Raw genomic sequence first — 18,540 nt, forward strand, 5'->3', positions numbered from 1 at the left:
AACGTCTGAGTGATCTTTCGGTGGAGAGTGGAACGTAGGGGTGGGGACCGAGCGTTCCCTTGACTGGACCGACCACGGGGGTTGATGGAAAGGGCGCCCAGAAGGTGCGCCCGTGGGCTAGGAGACAAGGGGCCGCAGCGCCATGGCTGGACTCGATGAATCCGGGTCGAACCCCGACGTCGGCCTGCTCTACGACATCAACGGCCTGACGCGGGAGACGCCGCACTGGCTCGACCGCGCCCTGGCGTTCGTCGGCGAGTACGGACTGCTGATCGCCCTCGTGCTGCTCGTGGTGTGGTGCTGGTGGGGCCAGCGCAGGAGGGGCGCCCTCGACGACGCCGCCTCGTCGGTCGCCGCCGTCGTCTGGGCGCCCCTGGCCGCGGGCATCGCGGTGCTGGTCAACGTCCCGATCAGAGGCTTCGTGGAGCGGCCGCGCCCCTTCCGCGACCACGCCGGAATCCACGTCCTGGCCGAGGGCAAGGACGACTTCTCCTTCGTCAGCGACCACGCGACGCTCGCCATGGCCATCGGCGCCGCGCTCTTCGTCGCGAACCGCAGGTTCGGCATCGTCGGGCTCGGTCTCGCGGCCCTGGAGGGCCTGTGCCGGGTCTTCATGGGCGTGCACTACCCGACGGACGTGGTCGGCGGCTTCGCGCTCGGCACGGCCGTCGCCCTCCTCCTGTCCCCGCTCGCCATGGCACTGCTCACGCCGCTCGCCAAGGCGGTCGGGCGGTCCCGGCACGTCGGATGGCTGGTGTGGGACCGCCGGGTCGGTCCGGTCGCCGCCCCGCTGAGCGAGCCGGCGCGGCCCTCCCGCCTCACGGCCGACCCCGACGAGCGGGACCTCGCCGCCTAGGGGGTCCCGCCGGCCCCTCGCCGCCTAGGGGGGTCCCGCCGGAACCTCGCCGCCTAGGCGGGCCCGCCGGTCCTCGCACGCACGAGAGGCCCCCGGGGCCTCACAGCGCCTGCGGGAAGTCGAAGAAGCGGCCCGGGTCGTACTGCTTCTTCAGCTTCTTCAGGCGCGGCGCCGCGTCACCGAAGTACGCCTCACGCCAGTTCGTCAGCGTCGGGTCCGTGTAGTTCTGGTACGCCGCACCGGACGCGTACCGCCCCATGGCCCCATGCGCCTTTTTCAGCCACGCTCGCGCCGGTGTCCCCGAGGTCCCCGCGCGCCACGACGCGATGTACTGCGCCAGCATTCGCGAGCGGCGGTGCACGAACGCCGTCGCCGTCGGGTCGACGCGGTTGATGGCGCCGCCGAGCGCGGTCAGCGCGATGCTGCCGGCGCTCGCGCCCGTCACGTTCTCGATCTGCGACAGCAGCGCGCGGATGCCCGCCGCCGACAGCGAGCGGTCGAAGAAGTCCGAACTCGCCGCGTACGTCTCCCGCTTCAGGGCGCCCTGCGGACTGCGCCCCGGCGTCGTGCCCGGCAGATGGCACTGGGCGTCGGTGGCGAACGACGAGCAGCCCGCGTACACCTCCATCGCGTCCTCGTACGACCGCCGCTTCAGGGAGACGCTGCGCGCCGGGGAGCCGATCTTGTCGGCGAGGCGGTCGACGGCGTTCTGCAGCTCGCCGTACGTGCCCAGCGAGAAGCAGGCGACGGAGACGGTCGGGGTGCCGCCCGGGGTGTTCGCCAGGTGCAGGGAGGACCAGATCTCGTCCGGCTGGTCCGGGCCCCACTGCTGCCAGGCCTTGACGACCGCCGCCGCCTTCGACCACGGCCAGGACATGTACGCGGAGACGCCCTGCGGCGCGGGACGCGTGCGGTACGACAGCTCGGTGACGATGCCGAACTGGCCGTTGCCCGCGCCACGCAGCGCCCAGAAGAGGTCCTTGTGCTCCGACGCGGAGGCGGTGAGCGTCTTGCCGTCCGCCGTGACGAGGGTGGCGGAGGTGAGGTTGTCGCAGGTCAGGCCGTACGCGCGGGAGACCACGCCGTGGCCGCCGCCGAGGGTGAGGCCCGAGATGCCGACGGTCGGGCAGGAGCCCGCCGGGATCGTGACGCCCTTCGCGGCGAGCGAGCGGTAGACGTCGATCAGCTTGGCGCCGCCGCTGATCGTGGCCGTCGTGCCGCTCGCCCGTATCTTGCTCAACTTCGATACGTCGATGACCAGGCGGCCGGTGCCGGAGGACCAACCCGCGTACGAGTGGCCGCCGTTGCGTATCGCGACCGGGGTGCGGTGGGCGCGGGCGTAGGCGAGGGCGGTGCGGATGTCGTCCTCGTGCGCGACGTACGCCACGGCCGTGGGCGACAGGTCGTCGAAGCGCGTGTTGTACAGCTGCCGGGCCGCCGCCCACTTGGCCTCGCCGGGCCGCACCAGGGTGCCGTCCAGGTCCCTGGCCAGCGCCTTGAGGGTGGCGGGCGAGGACGAGGCGGCGCTCGTCGTCCGCAGGGGCGTGGTGGCACCGCCGCCGCCACCGGTGCTCGGCGCCGCTCCCCCCGCCCGTGCGTCGCTTCCCGTGCAGCCGGCGACCGTGGCGGCGGCCAGCGTGGCGGCCGTCGTACCGATGAACGTACGTCGTTCCATGACACCTCCCGTTGCTTCCCGCAGAACCAGACGGCGCGGGGGGCGGGCGGGTTCCCCACGGCGGTCAGGGTCTTGGGTCGACAGGGACCTAGGGGGACGCCTCGTGTTCGGCGGCGTCCGTGCGGGCCTTGCTGCGGGCCCTGCGGGCCGGGCCGCGCCAGCCGCAGGAGCAGTGGGCCGCGGTGAACCGGCCCTTCTCGACCGTGGTCGTGCGATGGGATGCGGAGACTTCCTGATCGGCCACGCTGCCACGGTACCGAGCCAGGGTGAACCCGGTCGGTCGGGTTCGGGCGGGTTCGGTGCGGGGGCCGCCGCGTGACGGCTCCCCGTACCGGTCGTTAACCGGGAGAACGGGGGGATCGGCACAAGCGCGGAAACGCTTGGGGGTAACAGGCGATGGGGCAGCAGCACAGGCGCACCGGCCGAGCGGTCGCCGCGGTCGTGGCGGCGGGGCTGGCGGCCGTCGTCACCGGCTGCTCGGACGGTGCCGTCGCCGAGGGCGGCGGGGCCGGGGCCCCCGGGAAGCCCGCGGAGGTGGTGCGGCGCTCCGCCGACCTGCTCGTCCGGGCCGGCAGCGCCAGGGCGCACACGTCCATGGAGATGGCCAGCGGCGGGACGCGGGTGACCGTCCGGGGTGAGGGCGCCTACGACTTCCGGCGCCGGCTCGGGCAGTTCAAGGTGGTGCTCCCGCAGGACCCCGCCGGGGGTCCGGCGCGGCGGCCGATCACCGAGCTGATGGCCGGCGGGGCGCTCTACATGAAGAACCGCGGGGCGGGGGTGCCGGCCGACAAGTGGGTGCGGATCGAGACACGTTCGCTCTCCGACGGGAACCTCGTCACCGGCGGTGCCACGGATCCTCTCGCGGCCGCCGAACTGCTGCGCGGGGCGCGGCAGGTGACGTACGTGGGGGAGGGGCGGGTCGGGGGCGTCGAGGTGCGGCACTATCGCGGGGTCGTCGATCTGCGGGCCGCGGCGAAGGAGGCTTCCGCAGGTCAGCGGGGGGCGTTGGGGGCGGCGGCAGCGAAAGGGTTCAGCAAGGGGAGGGTGCCGTTCGACGTGTACGTCGACGGGGTGGGGCGGGTGAGGAAGCTGCGTCAGCGGTTCACCGTCTCCGACGCCGATGTGGCGTCGACCACGCTGCTCTACCGGTTCGGGGTCGCGGTGGGGGTGCGACTTCCGGCCGAGAAGGACATCTTCGCCGGGAAAATCGCCGGTCCCTAGTCGCGTACGGCTGGTGGAAATGGTCCGTCCGTGCCATGCGCGGTGTGTAGGCCGCTCCCTACTCTAGGAAGTCGGTACGGGTCCAGGAAGAGGTGATGAACGTGGCTCCTTTGCGTGGCGGTACGGCGGTTCAGGACCACGTCGCCCTCGCCGAGATCGAGCTGTGCGGGGAACTCATCATCGCGGCGAGTGCGGCGGGCGAGCGGTTGAGCTTTGACCGGATCGACGAGGTGCTGCGGGTCTACGACTCCCGCGAGGCGCTCTCCGACCAGGGTGACCCCGCCTGACCCTGCGGTGCCGTGCCCTGGCCCGCCGCCCGGCGGTGCTGTGCCCTGCAGGCCGCCCTGGCCCGCCGCTGCGCGGCGGATATCTCCCACCCACCCGCCCGTTTACCCCGCATCGGCCGGTGAACGAACAGACACGCGGCCACGGGCCATCGGGCGGATGGGCGGCCTCGCGGGGGATGCGGCGCAATCGGGCGGGTGGGTGGGAAAACTCCGTGCGGCGGGTGCCGGTCCAGGGGCCAGCGGCGCGTGGTGGAGGGGCTCCCGGCCTGCGGTTGACGCGGGGTGATCGGGTGGGTGGGTGGGAGAGGTTCTTGCGGTGTGTGTGGGGTGCTGGTTCAGGGGGAGGCAGCGGCGCTTAGGAGCGGTCCCCCCGCCCCGGCGAGCAGGGGTACGCCGCCCCCCCGACCCCCCGCCCCCCTAGCGGGAGCGGTTACGTGCGGAGCATCCGCGCGATGGCCTTCGTCGCCTCTTCCACCTTCGCGTCGATCTCCGCGCCGCCCTTGACCGCCGCGTCGGCCACGCAGTGCCGCAGGTGTTCCTCCAGGAGCTGGAGGGCGAAGGACTGGAGCGCCTTGGTGCTCGCCGAGACCTGCGTGAGTATGTCGATGCAGTAGACGTCCTCCTCGACCATGCGCTGCAGGCCGCGGATCTGCCCCTCGATGCGGCGCAGCCGCTTGAGGTGTTCGTCCTTCTGCTTGTGGTACCCGTGCACACCGTGAGCGTGATCACCGTGCTCGGAGGGCGCGTCGGTCGCCTCCGGGGTCACCGCTGCCGCGTCGGTGGTGGTCATCGCGTCCTCCTCCTGGAAGGGGCTGGGGGCATTTCTACTGATCCATATACCCCTGGTGGGTATATTCTAGCCGATGTGCCGGGGGGTGTGCCGACCACTGTGCCTGATGGGCGACACTGGGGAGCGGCCGGTTAGCCGTGGCCGGATGATGCGCCTAGCATCAGCCTGACCGCATCCAGAGCACCCCGAGGACCCCACGTGCGCTTTCGTCTGACCCCCAGGGAGACGAGCTTCTACGACATGTTCGCCGCATCCGCGGACAACATCGTCACGGGCTCGAAGCTCCTCATGGAACTGCTCGGAGCGGACTCTTCCGCGCGGGCCGAGATCGCAGAGCGTATGCGGGCCGCGGAACACGCGGGAGACGACGCGACGCATGCGATCTTCCACCAGTTGAACTCCTCGTTCATCACGCCGTTCGACCGCGAGGACATCTACAACCTCGCGTCGTGCCTGGACGACATCATGGACTTCATGGAGGAGGCCGTCGACCTGGTCGTCCTGTATCAGGTCGAGGAACTCCCCAAGGGCGTCGAGCAGCAGATCGAGGTCCTGGCACGGGCCGCCGAGCTGACGGCCGAGGCCATGCCGAACCTGCGGACGATGTCGAACCTGACCGAGTACTGGATCGAGGTCAACCGTCTGGAGAACCAGGCCGACCAGATCCACCGCAAGCTCCTCGCCCAGCTCTTCAACGGCAAGTACGACGCCATCGAGGTGTTGAAGCTCAAGCAGATCGTGGACGTCCTCGAAGAGGCCGCCGACGCCTTCGAGCACGTGGCGAACACCGTGGAGACCATCGCGGTCAAGGAGTCCTGACCCCTCCATGGACACCTTCGCTCTGATCGTGACCATCGGCGTCGCGCTCGGCTTCACGTACACGAATGGCTTTCACGACTCCGCGAACGCCATCGCCACCTCCGTCTCCACCCGCGCCCTGACGCCCCGCGCGGCGCTCGCCATGGCCGCGGTGATGAACCTCGCCGGTGCCTTCATGGGCAGCGGCGTCGCCAAGACCGTCAGTGAGGGGATCATCGAGACCCCGCACGGCGACAAGGGCATGTGGATCCTCTTCGCGGCCCTGATCGGCGCGATCGTGTGGAACCTCATCACCTGGTACTTCGGGCTGCCCTCCTCCTCCTCGCACGCGCTCTTCGGCGGCATGGTCGGCGCGGCGCTCGCCGGCGGGATCGGGGTCATCTGGTCCGGGGTCGTCGACAAGATCGTCATCCCGATGTTCCTGTCGCCGCTCGTCGGTCTGGTCGTCGGCTATCTGGTGATGTGCGCGATCATGTGGATGTTCCGCAGGTCCAACCCGCACAAGGCCAAGCGCGGCTTCCGCATCGCGCAGACGGTGTCGGCGGCCGGCATGGCGCTCGGCCACGGTCTCCAGGACGCGCAGAAGACGATGGGCATCGTGGTGATGGCCCTGGTCATCTCCGACGTGCAGAGCGCGGACGCGCCCATCCCGATCTGGGTCAAGATCGCCTGTGCGCTGATGCTGTCGCTCGGCACGTACGCGGGCGGCTGGCGCATCATGCGGACCCTCGGACGCAAGATCATCGAGCTGGACCCGCCGCAGGGCTTCGCCGCCGAGACGACCGGCGCGGGCATCATGTTCACCACCGCGTTCATGTTCCACGCGCCGATCTCGACCACCCACGTCATCACCTCCGCCATCATGGGCGTGGGCGCCACCAAGCGCGTCAACGCGGTGCGGTGGGGCGTCGCCAAGAACATCATCCTGGGCTGGTTCATCACCATGCCGGCGGCCGCGCTGGTCGCCGCGGTCAGCTTCTGGATCGTGAACCTCGCGTTCCTGTAGCACCGGCGACGCCAGGACAGTCGTACGAAAGGCCCGCCCCCGGGAGCCAGGGGCGGGCCTTTCTTGTTGCCCCCGCGGTGGCACCGCCATGCAGCACCGCGGGGAGTCCGTACGCCCTAGCCGAAGCGGCCCGAGATGTAGTCCTCGGTGGCCTGCACGGACGGGTTGGAGAAGATCCGTTCCGTCTCGTCGATCTCCACGAGCTTGCCGGGCTGGCCGACCGCGGAGAGGTTGAAGAAGGCGGTGCGGTCCGAGACGCGGGCCGCCTGCTGCATGTTGTGCGTGACGATGACGATGGTGAAGCGCTCCTTCAGCTCGCCGATCAGGTCCTCGATGGCGAGGGTGGAGATCGGGTCGAGCGCCGAGCAGGGCTCGTCCATCAGCAGCACCTGCGGCTCGACGGCGATGGCCCGCGCGATGCACAGCCGCTGCTGCTGGCCGCCGGAGAGGCCCGAGCCGGGCTTGTTGAGGCGGTCCTTGACCTCGTTCCAGAGGTTCGCGCCCTTGAGGGACTTCTCCACGACGTCGTTCAGCTCGGACTTCTTGTACGAGCCGTTGAGCCGCAGGCCCGCCGCGACGTTGTCGTAGATCGACATCGTGGGGAAGGGGTTGGGGCGCTGGAAGACCATGCCGATCGTGCGGCGCACGGACACCGGGTCCACGCCGCTGCCGTAGAGGTCCTCGTCGTCCAGGAGGACCTTGCCCTCGACGCGGCCGCCGGGCGTGACCTCGTGCATGCGGTTCAAGGTGCGCAGGAACGTGGACTTGCCGCAGCCGGACGGGCCGATGAAGGCCGTCACCGAGCGGGGCTCCACGGTCATCGAGATGTCGTCGATCGCCTTGTGGGAACCGTAGTAGGCGGTCAGGCCCGATACGTCGATTCGCTTGGCCATGGGGATCACTGCTTCTTTCGAGGGGGAGTGCGAGAGGGTCGCTGATATGGCCGCTCAGCGGCCCGTCTTGGGGGCCTTCCAGCGCGCTACGCCGCGGGCCGCCAGGTTGAGGATCATGATGAAGCCGATGAGGGCGAGCGCCGCCGCCCAGGCCCGGTCGTACGACGCGTCGGTGCCGGCCGCGTACTGCTGGTAGACGTACAGCGGCAGCGAGGCCTGCGAGCCCTCGAAGGGGTTCGTGTTGATCAGGGGGTTCACCCAGACCAGGAGCAGGACCGGCGCGGTCTCACCGGCGATGCGGGCCACCGAGAGCATGACGCCCGTGGTGATGCCGCCGATCGCGGTGGGCAGGACGACCTTGAGGATGGTCCGCCACTTCGGCACACCGAGGGCGAGCGAGGCTTCGCGCAGCTCGTTGGGGACGAGCTTGAGCATCTCCTCGGTGGAGCGGACGATCACCGGCATCATCAGGATGGCGAGCGCCATGGCGCCGGCCCAGCCGGAGTAGCCGAAGCCGAGGATCAGGATCCAGAAGCTGAGGACGAACAGGCCCGCGACGATCGAGGGGATGCCCGTCATGACGTCCACGAAGAACGTGATGACCTTGGAGAGCTTGCCCCGCCCGTACTCCACGAGGTAGATCGCGGTGAGCAGGCCGATCGGCACGGCGATGACGGAGGCCAGCAGCACCTGCTGGAGGGTGCCGATGAGGGCGTGGTAGATGCCGCCGCCGGTCTCGTCGTCGGACAGGACGCCCATGGAGTGCGTCAGGAAGTAGACGTCGAAGACCTCGCTGCCGCGCTGGACGGTCTCGTAGATCAGCGAGGCCAGCGGGACGATGGCCAGCAGGAACATGACCCACACCAGCGAGGTGGCGAGGCGGTCCTTGGCCTGGCGGGTGCCCTCGACGGTCATCGCGAGGACGTAGGACCCGACGATGAACAGCAGGGCGGCGATCAGCCCCCACTGGATGCGGCTGTCCAGGCCGGCCGCGACGCCGATGCCCACGGCGACGGCGATCGAGCCGAGGGCGACGGCGAGGGGGGACCAGCGCGGCAGGCTGGCCGCCCGGAGCGTCGAGGGGCGCTGGGTGAGCGGCCCGGCCGGGGTGGGTGTCGTGGTGCTCATGCGTTGGCCCCCGAGTACTCCTTGCGGCGCGCGATGATCAGGCGGGCCGCGCCGTTGACCAGCAGGGTGATGACGAACAGGACCAGGCCGGAGGCGATGAGCGCGTCCTGGCCGTACTCACTGGCCTCGTTGAACTTGCTGGCGATGTTCTGTGCGAAGGTGCCGCCGCCGTAGTCGAGCACGGAGGCGTTGATCAGGAAGGACGGGGAGAGCACGGTGGCGACGGCGATCGTCTCGCCGAGCGCGCGGCCGAGGCCCAGCATCGAGGCGGAGATGATGCCGGAGCGGCCGAAGGGCAGCACCGACATGCGGATGACCTCCCAGCGCGTCGCGCCGAGGGCCAGGGCGGCCTCCTCGTGCATCTTCGGGACCTGGAGGAAGACCTCGCGGCTCACGTTGGTGATGATCGGCAGGATCATGATCGCGAGGAGGATGCCGACGGTCATCAGGGAGCGCGGGGCGCCCCCGTTGTACTCCAGGACGCCGGTCCAGCCGAAGTAGTCGTCGAGCCAGCTGTAGAGCCCGGTGAGGTTGGGCGCGACCACGAGGGCGCCCCACAGGCCGTACACGATCGAGGGCACGGCGGCCAGCAGGTCGATCACGTAGGCGATGGGGGTGGCCAGCTTGCGCGGCGCGTAGTGCGAGATGAACAGCGCGATGCCGATGGCGACGGGGACGGCGATCACGAGGGCGATCAGCGAGCTGACCACGGTGCCGAAGACCAGGACGGCGATGCCGAAGTACGGCTTGCCCCCGGTGCTCGCGCCGGCCGGGTCCCACTCGAAGGTGGTGAGGAAGTTGCCCGTGTTGTCGGCGAGCGCGAGGGCCGTGCGGTAGGTGAGGAACGCGGCGATGGCGGCCATGACCGCGAGGAGCGCGATGCCTGAGCCCCGGGAGAACCCGAGGAAGATCCGGTCGCCCGGGCGGGTGGCGCCGCGTGCGGCGGCCTTGCTCACGGGGGCGACGGGCTGCACGTCGGCGACGGGAGGGGGTGCGGTCGTGTTGCTGGATATGTCCATGGGGTTCTCCGGTCTGCGGAGCCGGCCCGCGCCGGTGGCGGGCGCTCCGTGGCGGCGGTGCACCGGACGGTGCGGCCGGCCCGGTCCGTGGGGCCGGCCGCACTCGGTTCAGCTAGCTCAGGCTCGCGACGGTGGAGCGGACCTTGGTGATGATCTCGGCCGGGATCGGCGCGTAGTCGTTCTCCTTGAGGACGTTCTGGCCGTCCTCGCTCGCGATGTAGGTCAGGAAGGACTTGGTGGCGGCGAGCGTGTCGGCCTTGTTGCCCTTCTCGCAGACGACCTCGTACGTCACCAGGGTGATCGGGTAGGCGCCCTCGGCGGTGGGCTTGTAGTTCAGCTCGAGGGCGAGGTCCTTGCCCTTGCCGACGACCTTGGCCTCGGAGATCGCCTCGGAGGCGTTGTCGACGGTGGCCTTCACCGGCTCCTTGGCGCCCGTCTTCAGGTCGACGGTCTTGATGCCCTCGCCCGCGTAGGACAGCTCGAAGTAGGAGATGGCGCCCGGGGTCTGCTTGACCTGGCCCGCGACACCGGCGGAGCCGTTCGCGGACTGGCCGCCCTTGGGCTCCCACGACTTGCCCGGCTCGTAGGGCCAGGCGTCGGGGGCGGCGCCCTTGAGGTACTTGGTGAAGTTGTCGGTGGTGCCCGACTCGTCGGAGCGGTGGAAGGCCTGGACCTTCGTCTTGGGGAGCTTGGCGTCGGGGTTGAGCTTGGCGATCGCCTTGTCGTCCCAGGTCTTGATCTTGTCGTTGAAGATGTCGGCCACGGTCTTGGCGTCCAGGGTCAGCTTGTCGACGCCGGGGACGTTGAAACCGATGGCGATCGGGCCGCCGACCATCGGCAGGTCGATGGCCTGGCTGTCCTTGCAGACCTTCTTCGACTTGGCGATCTCGTCGGGCTTGAGCGCGGAGTCGGAACCGGCGAACGCCGTCTGGCCCTGGAGGAACGCGGTGATGCCGGCGCCCGAACCCGTCGGGTTGTAGTTCAGCTGCACGTCCTTGCAGTTGGTCGTGTAGACCTTCCGCCAGGCGTCGATCGCGTTCTTCTGCGCGGACGAACCGGAGGCCGCGAGGCGGCCCTTGGCGTCGTCGCACTTGATGTTGGCGTTGGCGTTGGTCTCCTTGCCGCCGTCGCCCGAGCCGCTGGTGTCGTCGGAGCCGCACGCCGTGAGGGCCAGGGCGCCGGAGACGGCGAGGGCGCCGAGGGAGAGGGCGCGGAGCCGGTTCTTGCGCTGAAGCTTCACTTTTCGGGTTTTTCCTTCCGGGAGCCGCCGGCCCGTTGCTGGCGGCGTGCGATGTCTGTCTTGGTAAGGCCGAAATTAGGCAGTACAGGTGAAGCCACCGAGCGGCCGGAGTGAACGGGGGGTGAACCTCGGCGGTCGGCCTGGTGCGACATCGCTCCACGGAACGTATCCGGTCGGCTACGGCAGGCTAAGTACCCTGAGCAGGGCGTCGACGAGCTCGCGATCCCGGGCCTGGGTGAGCCGGTCGCGGGCCGGCGCCGGGGGCAGCCAGATGATGCGGTCGACCTCGCGACGGGGCGTGAACTGACCGGTGCCGGCCCGCGCCGCCCAGTAGTCGACCTGCTTGGGGCGGCCCTGCGCGGCGTAGCGCACGGTGGGCAGCCGGGCGCCGGGCGTGCAGCGGTGCCCGGTCTCCTCCTCGACCTCGCGCAGGGCGGCGGCCAGCGGGGACTCGCCGGCCTTCAACTTGCCCTTGGGGTGCGACCAGTCGTCGTACTTGGGGCGGTGGACCAGGCAGATCTCCAGCGCGCCGTCGGCGGGGGAGCGGCGCCACAGCACGCAGCCCGCGGCCCGGACGGTACCCCCGCTCCCGCCGTCCCCGACGTCGTCCTCGCCCGCCGTCTCGTACGTCATCCCGCGCTCACCGGCTCGTGCTGCCAGGCCCGCTGGAAGCTGAACCTCGCCGCCTCGACCTCGTGGCGCTGATCGGCGTGGAGCACACCGAGGGCGTACGCCGTCGCCGGGGCGATGCGGGGGGTGCGGGCCGCCTGGGCCGCCGCCGACGCCGCGGCGGCCGCCTCGCGGTGGAGGTCGAGGGCCCGGCTCGCGTCGGCCAGACGGGGCTCCGGCGGTACGTGGCCCAGCAGCACCTCCTGGGCGTACCGGTGCAGGCGCAGCAGGGAGCGGACCGTCAGCCAGGGGGCGTCCTGGGTGTCGGGGGCGGTCTCCGCGGCCAGGCCGTGCGTGAGGGCCTCCGCGTTGTACGGGTGTCCGGCCTGGCCGAGGGGGAGCGCGGCGACCGCTTCCGCGAGGTCCGACTCGGCCTGGGCGGCCAGCGGCTTCAGGTCGTCCGCGCAGCCGCTGAGGGGCACTTCGCTGGCCAGTACGGCGACACTGTCGGCCACGGCGTGGAAGCGGGAGGAGCCGAGGGCCTGGAGGGCCGTGGAGTGGGCCCGGGTCCGCGCCAGGGTCAGCTGCCGCTCCAGCAGGGCGGCGGCCTTGGCGGCGCCGACGGTCAGGCCGCGGGGAGCGGTGCCCCGCTTGTCGCCTCGCGTGCCGCCCTCCGGCGCGGCGGGGCCCGGCAGCGCCGAAGGGCCCGAGAGGCGGTGCAGGGCGTCCAGGAGGCGGGTCAGGCGGCTCGCGTACGCGTGCTCCTGGGCCAGCGTCCCCGAGAGCCAGGCCAGTTCGGGCCGCAGGGCGGCCGCCCACTCCGCGTCCAGGAGCGGGCGGAAGGTGTGCAGCGCGGCGCTGAGGCGGCGGGCCGCGCGGCGCAGGGCGCGGGCTGCCGCCAGGGCCTCCTCGGCGCCCCGCGCGTCCGTCGTGGCCTCGCGGTGCAGCCGCAGCGAGCGGAGGAACTCCGTCGCCTGCTCCCGCAGATGGGCGGCGAGGACCTCGCTCTCGGTGCCGGGGGTGCCCGTCATCTCAGGGTTTCGCTGTGCCACGCCGGCGCCTCCGGGCGTCTATGAGCATCTCCTGCACGTTCCGCAGGGGCTGGCCGTCCTGGTCCACCGAGTGGCGGGTCCAGTTGCCGTCCGCGCCCAGGTGCCAGGAGGCGGTGGTGTCCGACATGCCGGTCTCCAGGAGCCGGCCGAGGGCCGCTCGGTGCGCCGGGTCCTGGACCCTGACCAGCGCCTCGATACGGCGGTCGAGATTGCGGTGCATCATGTCGGCGCTGCCGATCCACACCTCCGGTTCGCCGCCGTTGCCGAAGGCGAAGAGACGGGAGTGTTCCAGGAAGCGGCCGAGGACGGATCGGACGCGGATGTTCTCGGAGAGCCCCGCGACGCCGGGCCGGACCGCGCAGATGCCGCGCACCCACACGTCCACCTCGACGCCGGCCTGCGAGGCGCGGTACAGCGAGTCGATGATCGCCTCGTCGACCATGGAGTTGACCTTGATGCGGACGTAGGCGGGGCGGCCCGCGCGGTGGTGCTGGATCTCCTTGTCGATGCGCGAGACGAGGCCGTCGCGCAGGGACTTGGGGGCCACCAGCAGCCGGCGGTAGGTCTCGCGCCGCGAGTAGCCGGAGAGGCGGTTGAAGAGGTCGGAGAGGTCCGCGCCGACCTCCGCGTTGGAGGTGAGCAGGCCGAGGTCCTCGTAGAGGCGGGCGGTCTTCGGGTGGTAGTTGCCGGTGCCCACGTGCGAGTAGCGGACGAGGGTGTCGCCCTCCTGGCGTACGACGAGGGAGAGCTTGCAGTGGGTCTTCAGGCCGACGATGCCGTAGACGACGTGGCAGCCGGCCTCCTCCAGCTTCCGCGCCCACTTGATGTTGGCCTGCTCGTCGAAGCGGGCCTTGATCTCGACCAGGACGAGGACCTGCTTGCCGGACTCGGCGGCGTCGATGAGCGCGTCGACTATCGGGGAGTCGCCCGAGGTGCGGTACAGCGTCTGCTTGATGGCGAGGACGTCGGGGTCGGCCGCCGCCTGCTCCAAGAACGCCTGCACGGACGTGGAGAAGGAGTCGTACGGGTGGTGCAGGAGTACGTCGCGTTCGCGAAGGGCGGCGAAGATGTCGGGCGCGGACGCCGACTCGACCTCGGCGAGGTCGCGGTGGGTGCCGGCCACGAACTTGGGGTACTTCAGCTCGGGCCGGTCCAGCTTGGCGATGCTGAAGAGGCCGGTGAGGTCGAGCGGGCCGGGCAGCGGATAGACCTCGGCCTCGCTGATCTTCAGCTCGCGCACCAGCAGGCTCAGGACGTTCGGGGCGATGCTCTCCTCGACCTCCAGGCGCACCGGGGGCCCGAAGCGGCGCCGCATCAGCTCCTTCTCCAGGGCCTGGAGGAGGTTCTCCGCGTCGTCCTCCTCGACCTCCAGGTCCTCGTTCCTGGTGAGCCGGAACATGTGGTGCTCCTGGATCTCCATGCCCGGGAACAGCTCCTGGAGGTGCGCGGGAGCGGCGATGACGTCCTCTATGGGGACGTAGCGCTGGGGGGAGGCCTCCAGGAAGCGGGAGAGCAGTGGCGGGACCTTCACACGTGCGAAGTGGTGGTGACCGGACACCGGGTTGCGCACGACCACGGCGAGGTTCAGCGAGAGCCCCGAGATGTACGGGAAGGGGTGCGCGGGGTCGACGGCCAGCGGGGTCAGGACGGGGAAGATCTGCTGCCGGAAGAGGGTGAAGAGCCGGGACTGCTCCTTCTCGGTCAGCTCGTGCCAGCGCACCAGCTGGATGCCCTCGTCGGCGAGGCCGGGGGCCACGTCGTCGTGGTAGCAGGCGGCGTGCCGGGCCATGAGCTCGCGGGAGCGGTTCCAGATGAGTTCGAGGACCTCGCGGGGCTGGAGCCCGGAGGCGGAACGGGTGGCGACGCCGGTCGCGATGCGGCGCTTGAGGCCGGCGACGCGGACCATGAAGAACTCGTCGAGGTTCGAGGCGAAGATCGCGAGGAAGTTCGCCCGTTCGAGGAGGGGGGTCTGCGGGTCCTCGGCCAGTTCCAGGACGCGTTCGTTGAACGCGAGCCAACTGCGCTCCCGGTCCAGGAAGCGCCCCTGCGGCAGCTCGACGCCGTCATGCCCCACCTGGGAGTCCTCGTCGTACGCGTCGAGGTCGGCGTCGATGTCCGGGGCGAGGTCGGAGATGGTGGCGGCGATGGTGTGCGGCCTGTGCGCCGCGATGGATCCGACGGAAGGCTGGGCGTGCTGGACCTGTCCCTGCGGGTTCGGCTGGCTCATGTGCCCATTGTTCCGCGCGCTCACGCCGATGGGCGCGTCGGAGAGCGCGGGAGCGAGGCGCGGCCGGTCGTTCTCCGGCGCGTTCGCCGGTGGCGGGTCGGGCACGGCGGGCGTCATTGGGCGAGCGTCGCAAGCCTGTCTGAATCAGCGGTTACGGAGACATGACGTGCGAGACATCGACGGAAGGCCTCCGGGCATCCTCGCGGCACAGGGCCTTCCGCCGATCGTAGAGGTCAGGCCGTCCGGCGGCGGAGCAGACGGAAGGCGGCGTACGCGGCGGCGGCCGCGAGGGCGAGCAGAATGCCGGTTTCCATGAACTGCAGGGGCCAGAAGTGCGATGAGGGGTGGAAGTCGGTGTACCAGCCGGTGACCCCGTGCTCGGAGAAGCACTGCTCCGGGTCGCGCACCGGCCCCCAGCACAGGGACTCCGGCAGCCGGCTTCCGTCGGAGGCGAGCAGGCCTCGTGCCACCGGGTAACCGGACTCGGGGGTGACCGGGGGACGGGTGTGCAACCAGGTGATCGTCTCGGTGGCCCACAGATGGGGCCGCGCCAGCGGCAGCACGAAGACCGCGCCCGCCATCACGGCCACGGCGGCCGACATCGCGGGCAGCGTGCGGCGCAGCAGGATTCCGGCGACCGCTCCGACGGCGAGGCCGAGCAGGGCGTACCCGAGAGCGACCGGGCCCACCGAGCCGTACGTCGCCCGCTCGTACCAGGGCGCCCTGGCGTATTCCAGAGCCGGCCCGGTGCTCCACGCCCAGCGCTGCACCAGGGCGAGCAGGCTGACCCCGGCGACCACGACCGCGGCGCACAGGACGAGGCGGGTCGCGAGCCAGCGTGCGGGGGAGTGCGACTGGGACCAGGCCAGCTTGTACGTGCCCGTCTCCAGGTCCCTGGCGATGAGCGGGCCCGCGGCGAAGGCACCGATCAGGCAGGGCAGAGCGAGGATCGCCATCCCCATGCGGTCGAGGTTTCGTGCGAACTCGATCTCGGCGTCGAGGTAACCGCGGACCGGACCCCCGCACTCCACCGTGGTGTTCCTGATCGAGCAGTCGGACGACATGAAGACATCGGCCGCATGGGCTACCCACAGGCGGTCGGCGGTCAGCGCGGCGGCGCCGAGAGCGAACAGCGCGAGCGTGAGCCACAAGGCGGTCCGGTGCTGGCGCAGTGCCGCCCAGTACGCGCCGGGCAGAGTGAGGGCGCTGCGGAGCGGTTTGGCGGGGGCCGTGATCAGTGCGGTCACGCGGGCACCCCCGGACGGGACGTGGCGGTCGTGCTCGGGGTGAGCAGGGGTGGGGCGTCCGGGGTGCGGAGATGGGCGAGCAACAGTTCCTCCAGGGAAGGTTCTTCGACGGCCCAGCCGGGGTCGAGCGGGCCCTCGGGGCGGATCAGGGCGCTCACGCCGCGTCCCGTGGCGCGGGACTCGATGACGGTGTGCCGGGAGAGCTCGGTGGCCGGGCGCGCGCCTGTCACCAGGGCGTGCGCGGTGACGAGGTCGTCGATGCCGCCGCCGAGCCGGATGCGGCCCCCGGACACCAGGAGCAGGTGGTCGCAGGCGTCGGCCAGTTCGCCGACGATGTGCGAGGACATGACGACCGTCGTGCCGTGTTCGGCCGCCTCCGCCATGAGCGTGCCCATGAGTTGGTGGCGGGCCAGGGGGTCGAGGTCGGCCATCGGCTCGTCCAGGAGGAGCAGTTCGGCGCGTTTGGCGAGCGCCAGGGCGAGGGCGACGCGGGTGCGCTGGCCACCGGAGAGCGTGCGGACGCGGGCCCCCGGGTCGAGGTTCCCCGCGCCGACGACCCTCTCGGCGACGGACATGTCCCAGCGGCCCGGGTTCAGTTCGGCGCCCGTCCGCAGCGTGTCGGCGATGGTCAGCTGCGGGTACAGCGGCTTGTCCTGGGCGACGTACGCCACGCGGGGGCGGGCCAGCGCGGGACTCGTGCCGAGGACGGACAGGGCGCCACCGCTCGGGCGGTCGAGGCCGGCCGCGAGGGAGAGCAGCGTGGACTTGCCGGCGCCGTTGGGGCCGACGACCGCGCAGACGCGCCCGAGGGGCAGGCGGAACGCGCAGTCGTCCAGGGCCCGGCGGCGGCCGTAGCGTTTGGTCAGGCCGTGCGCCTCTATGGCGGTGTCGGTCATGCGGAGTCCCCCTTGGACGGTGCGGGTGTCGGTGCGGCGGTCGGTGCGTCGGTCCGTGCGTCGGTCCGTGTGTCGGTCCCTGCGTCGGTCCGTGCGAGCGGCGCCGCGTCGGTCGGTGCGAACTGCTCTTCGAGTACGGCGTTGAAGAGCGCCGCCAGGTCCTCCTTCTCCAGCCCCGCCGACCGGGCCCGCGCGGCCCACTGCGCGAGCTCCCCCCGCAGCGGTGAGTCGGCCGGCGCGCTGCCCAGCGACTTCCGGACGAACGTGCCGAGGCCCCGGCGGGCCTCGACGAGGCCCTCGCGCTCCAGTTCGCGGTACGCCTTGAGCACGGTGTTCGGGTTGATGGCCGTCGCCTCGACGACCTCGCGCGCCGTGGGCAGCTTGTCGCCGGGCTCCAACAGGCCAAGACGCAGGGCCTGTCGGGTCTGCTGGACGATCTGGAGGTAGGTGGCGACGCCGCTGCGCCGGTCGATGCGGTATTCGACCACTGCCTTGCACCACCCTTTCACTAAGTAAGTAGTGAAAGGGTGGTGCAAGAAAGGGGCGGCGTCAATGGGTGCCGCCCCTCGGGTCGTACGGTCTGGGGGAAAATGCTGGTCAGGACTCCGTGCGGTACATCAGATCCGTCTCGTGGGTCACGAAGCCGAGGCGCTCGTAGACGCTCACGGCCGCCTTGTTGTCCGCGTCCACGTACAGCATCGCGGTCGGCAGGCCGGCCTTCGCGAGGTGGCGCAGGCCCGTCGTCGTCAGGGCCTTGCCGAGGCCGCCGCCCTGGGCGCCGGGGCGCACCCCGACGACGTACACCTCGCCGAGGTTCTCCTGCGCGTGCACCTTCGTCCAGTGGAAGCCGATCAGCTCCCCGTCCTTCTCGGCGAGGAAGAAGCCGGCCGGGTCGAACCACGGCTCCGCCTTGCGGGCGTCCAGGTCGCGCTGGGTGAGGGAGCCCTGCTCGGGGTGGTGGGCGAAGGCCTCGGCGTTCACCGCGAGCCAGGCCGCGTCGTCCTGCCCGGGCACGAAGGCACGTACGGACACGCCCGCCGGGAAGACCGGATCCGGCAGGTCCAGGTCCGCCAACGGCCTGCGCATCTGCCGCAGTTCGCGGAAGAGGCTGAGGCCGAGGACCTGGGCCAGGTGCCGGGCGGCGGAGTGCCCGCCGTGCGCCCACACGCGCAGCCGCCGCCCGGACTCGCCGAGCAGCGCGCTGCCGAGCGCCCGGCCGTGACCGCGGCCGCGGCAGGAGGGGTGGACGACGAGTTCGGCGGCCGGGGCCTCCACCGGGTCGGTGTCCTCCAGCTGCGCGTACCCGACGAGTTCGTCGCCGACGCCGAGCAGCAGGTGCCGCACCCCCTCCCGTGCCCCGCCGCGGAGCTGCAACCGCCCCTGCTCGGACACCGCCTGCTGCCCGTCGGTGCGGGCGGCCTCCGCGAGCAGCGCGAGCACGGCGTCGGCCTGCGCGGGGTCGAGGGCGGCGAGAGTGTCGATCTTCCGGAGGGGGGCGGGAGCCTGGGCGGGCCGGTCGTCAGTCATGGGTCGAGGGTACGGCGAGCGGCGACGGGAGGGCGGCTGGAACGGTCC

The 18,540-nt window shown here is 71.2% G+C and carries 19 protein-coding genes; 5 read left to right on the forward strand and 14 right to left on the reverse strand.

What is annotated here, in order from left to right; genetic code table 11:
* Positions 1-142: 142 nt before the first annotated feature.
* Complete coding sequence (locus ABZ385_RS24210) at positions 143-856, forward strand: phosphatase PAP2 family protein (RefSeq protein ID WP_358913124.1); 714 nt, start codon at positions 143-145, stop codon at positions 854-856.
* A gap of 100 nt (positions 857-956) precedes the next feature.
* Here the strand turns inward: ABZ385_RS24210 and ABZ385_RS24215 are convergent, their stop codons facing one another.
* Together ABZ385_RS24215 and ABZ385_RS24220 are read right to left on the reverse strand one after the other, a co-directional pair.
* Complete coding sequence (locus ABZ385_RS24215; protein ID WP_358913126.1) at positions 957-2,531, reverse strand: FAD-binding oxidoreductase; 1,575 nt, start codon at positions 2,529-2,531, stop codon at positions 957-959.
* Positions 2,532-2,619: 88 nt separating this feature from the next.
* Positions 2,620-2,775, reverse strand: a complete 156-nt coding sequence (locus tag ABZ385_RS24220; protein WP_358585032.1) for a hypothetical protein — start codon at positions 2,773-2,775, stop codon at positions 2,620-2,622.
* 152 nt (positions 2,776-2,927) lie between these two features.
* On the opposite strand from ABZ385_RS24220, the gene ABZ385_RS24225 reads away from it, so the two are divergent.
* Both ABZ385_RS24225 and ABZ385_RS24230 read left to right on the forward strand, forming a co-directional pair.
* Complete coding sequence (locus tag ABZ385_RS24225) at positions 2,928-3,752, forward strand: hypothetical protein (RefSeq protein ID WP_358585034.1); 825 nt, start codon at positions 2,928-2,930, stop codon at positions 3,750-3,752.
* Positions 3,753-3,847: 95 nt separating this feature from the next.
* Entirely contained in the window at positions 3,848-4,039 is a 192-nt protein-coding gene (locus ABZ385_RS24230) for a hypothetical protein (protein ID WP_358585036.1), read from the forward strand.
* 430 nt (positions 4,040-4,469) lie between these two features.
* On the opposite strand, the gene ABZ385_RS24235 is transcribed toward ABZ385_RS24230, so the two are convergent.
* Positions 4,470-4,829, reverse strand: coding sequence for a metal-sensitive transcriptional regulator (locus tag ABZ385_RS24235; protein ID WP_358913128.1), 360 nt, complete (start codon positions 4,827-4,829; stop codon positions 4,470-4,472).
* A 198-nt stretch (positions 4,830-5,027) separates the two neighbouring features.
* Here ABZ385_RS24235 and ABZ385_RS24240 point away from each other — a divergent pair, with 198 nt between their 5' ends.
* Together ABZ385_RS24240 and ABZ385_RS24245 are read left to right on the forward strand one after the other, a co-directional pair.
* Complete coding sequence (locus ABZ385_RS24240; protein WP_358585040.1) at positions 5,028-5,648, forward strand: DUF47 family protein; 621 nt, start codon at positions 5,028-5,030, stop codon at positions 5,646-5,648.
* 7 nt (positions 5,649-5,655) lie between these two features.
* The gene (locus tag ABZ385_RS24245) at positions 5,656-6,654 is read left to right on the forward strand and encodes an inorganic phosphate transporter (protein WP_358585042.1); all 999 of its coding nucleotides are present in this window, start codon (positions 5,656-5,658) and stop codon (positions 6,652-6,654) included.
* A 116-nt stretch (positions 6,655-6,770) separates the two neighbouring features.
* On the opposite strand, the gene pstB is transcribed toward ABZ385_RS24245, so the two are convergent.
* The 11 genes from pstB to mshD all read right to left on the reverse strand — a co-directional run bounded on the left by pstB (position 6,771) and on the right by mshD (position 18,492).
* Positions 6,771-7,547: a phosphate ABC transporter ATP-binding protein PstB gene (gene pstB / locus ABZ385_RS24250; protein WP_358585043.1), complete on the reverse strand. Its 777-nt coding sequence runs from the start codon at positions 7,545-7,547 to the stop codon at positions 6,771-6,773.
* A 54-nt stretch (positions 7,548-7,601) separates the two neighbouring features.
* On the reverse strand, positions 7,602-8,675 hold the full coding sequence (pstA, locus tag ABZ385_RS24255) for a phosphate ABC transporter permease PstA (RefSeq protein ID WP_358585045.1): 1,074 nt from the start codon (positions 8,673-8,675) through the stop codon (positions 7,602-7,604).
* A complete protein-coding gene (gene pstC, locus ABZ385_RS24260) occupies positions 8,672-9,694 on the reverse strand; it encodes a phosphate ABC transporter permease subunit PstC (protein ID WP_358913130.1) in 1,023 nt (340 codons plus the stop codon). The genes pstA and pstC overlap by 4 nt, the downstream gene beginning before the upstream one ends.
* A gap of 112 nt (positions 9,695-9,806) precedes the next feature.
* On the reverse strand, positions 9,807-10,934 hold the full coding sequence (pstS, locus tag ABZ385_RS24265) for a phosphate ABC transporter substrate-binding protein PstS (protein WP_358585049.1): 1,128 nt from the start codon (positions 10,932-10,934) through the stop codon (positions 9,807-9,809).
* Positions 10,935-11,111: 177 nt separating this feature from the next.
* Entirely contained in the window at positions 11,112-11,567 is a 456-nt protein-coding gene (locus ABZ385_RS24270; protein WP_358913132.1) for an NUDIX hydrolase, read from the reverse strand.
* The gene (locus tag ABZ385_RS24275; RefSeq protein ID WP_358913196.1) at positions 11,564-12,574 is read right to left on the reverse strand and encodes a CHAD domain-containing protein; all 1,011 of its coding nucleotides are present in this window, start codon (positions 12,572-12,574) and stop codon (positions 11,564-11,566) included. Before ABZ385_RS24275 ends, ABZ385_RS24270 begins: the two co-directional genes overlap by 4 nt.
* A 1-nt stretch (position 12,575) precedes the next feature.
* The gene (locus ABZ385_RS24280) at positions 12,576-14,822 is read right to left on the reverse strand and encodes an RNA degradosome polyphosphate kinase (protein ID WP_358590177.1); all 2,247 of its coding nucleotides are present in this window, start codon (positions 14,820-14,822) and stop codon (positions 12,576-12,578) included.
* Positions 14,823-15,055: 233 nt separating this feature from the next.
* Positions 15,056-16,069: a hypothetical protein gene (locus ABZ385_RS24285; protein WP_358913133.1), complete on the reverse strand. Its 1,014-nt coding sequence runs from the start codon at positions 16,067-16,069 to the stop codon at positions 15,056-15,058.
* The gene (locus ABZ385_RS24290) at positions 16,066-16,965 is read right to left on the reverse strand and encodes an ABC transporter ATP-binding protein (protein ID WP_358913135.1); all 900 of its coding nucleotides are present in this window, start codon (positions 16,963-16,965) and stop codon (positions 16,066-16,068) included. The genes ABZ385_RS24285 and ABZ385_RS24290 overlap by 4 nt, the downstream gene beginning before the upstream one ends.
* Positions 16,962-17,453: a GntR family transcriptional regulator gene (locus ABZ385_RS24295; protein WP_358913137.1), complete on the reverse strand. Its 492-nt coding sequence runs from the start codon at positions 17,451-17,453 to the stop codon at positions 16,962-16,964. The genes ABZ385_RS24290 and ABZ385_RS24295 overlap by 4 nt, the downstream gene beginning before the upstream one ends.
* A gap of 109 nt (positions 17,454-17,562) precedes the next feature.
* Positions 17,563-18,492, reverse strand: a complete 930-nt coding sequence (mshD, locus tag ABZ385_RS24300) for a mycothiol synthase (RefSeq protein ID WP_358913139.1) — start codon at positions 18,490-18,492, stop codon at positions 17,563-17,565.
* Positions 18,493-18,540 lie beyond the last annotated feature (48 nt).

This window comes from Streptomyces sp. NPDC005898 (assembly GCF_040629635.1).
Classification (GTDB): domain Bacteria; phylum Actinomycetota; class Actinomycetes; order Streptomycetales; family Streptomycetaceae; genus Streptomyces.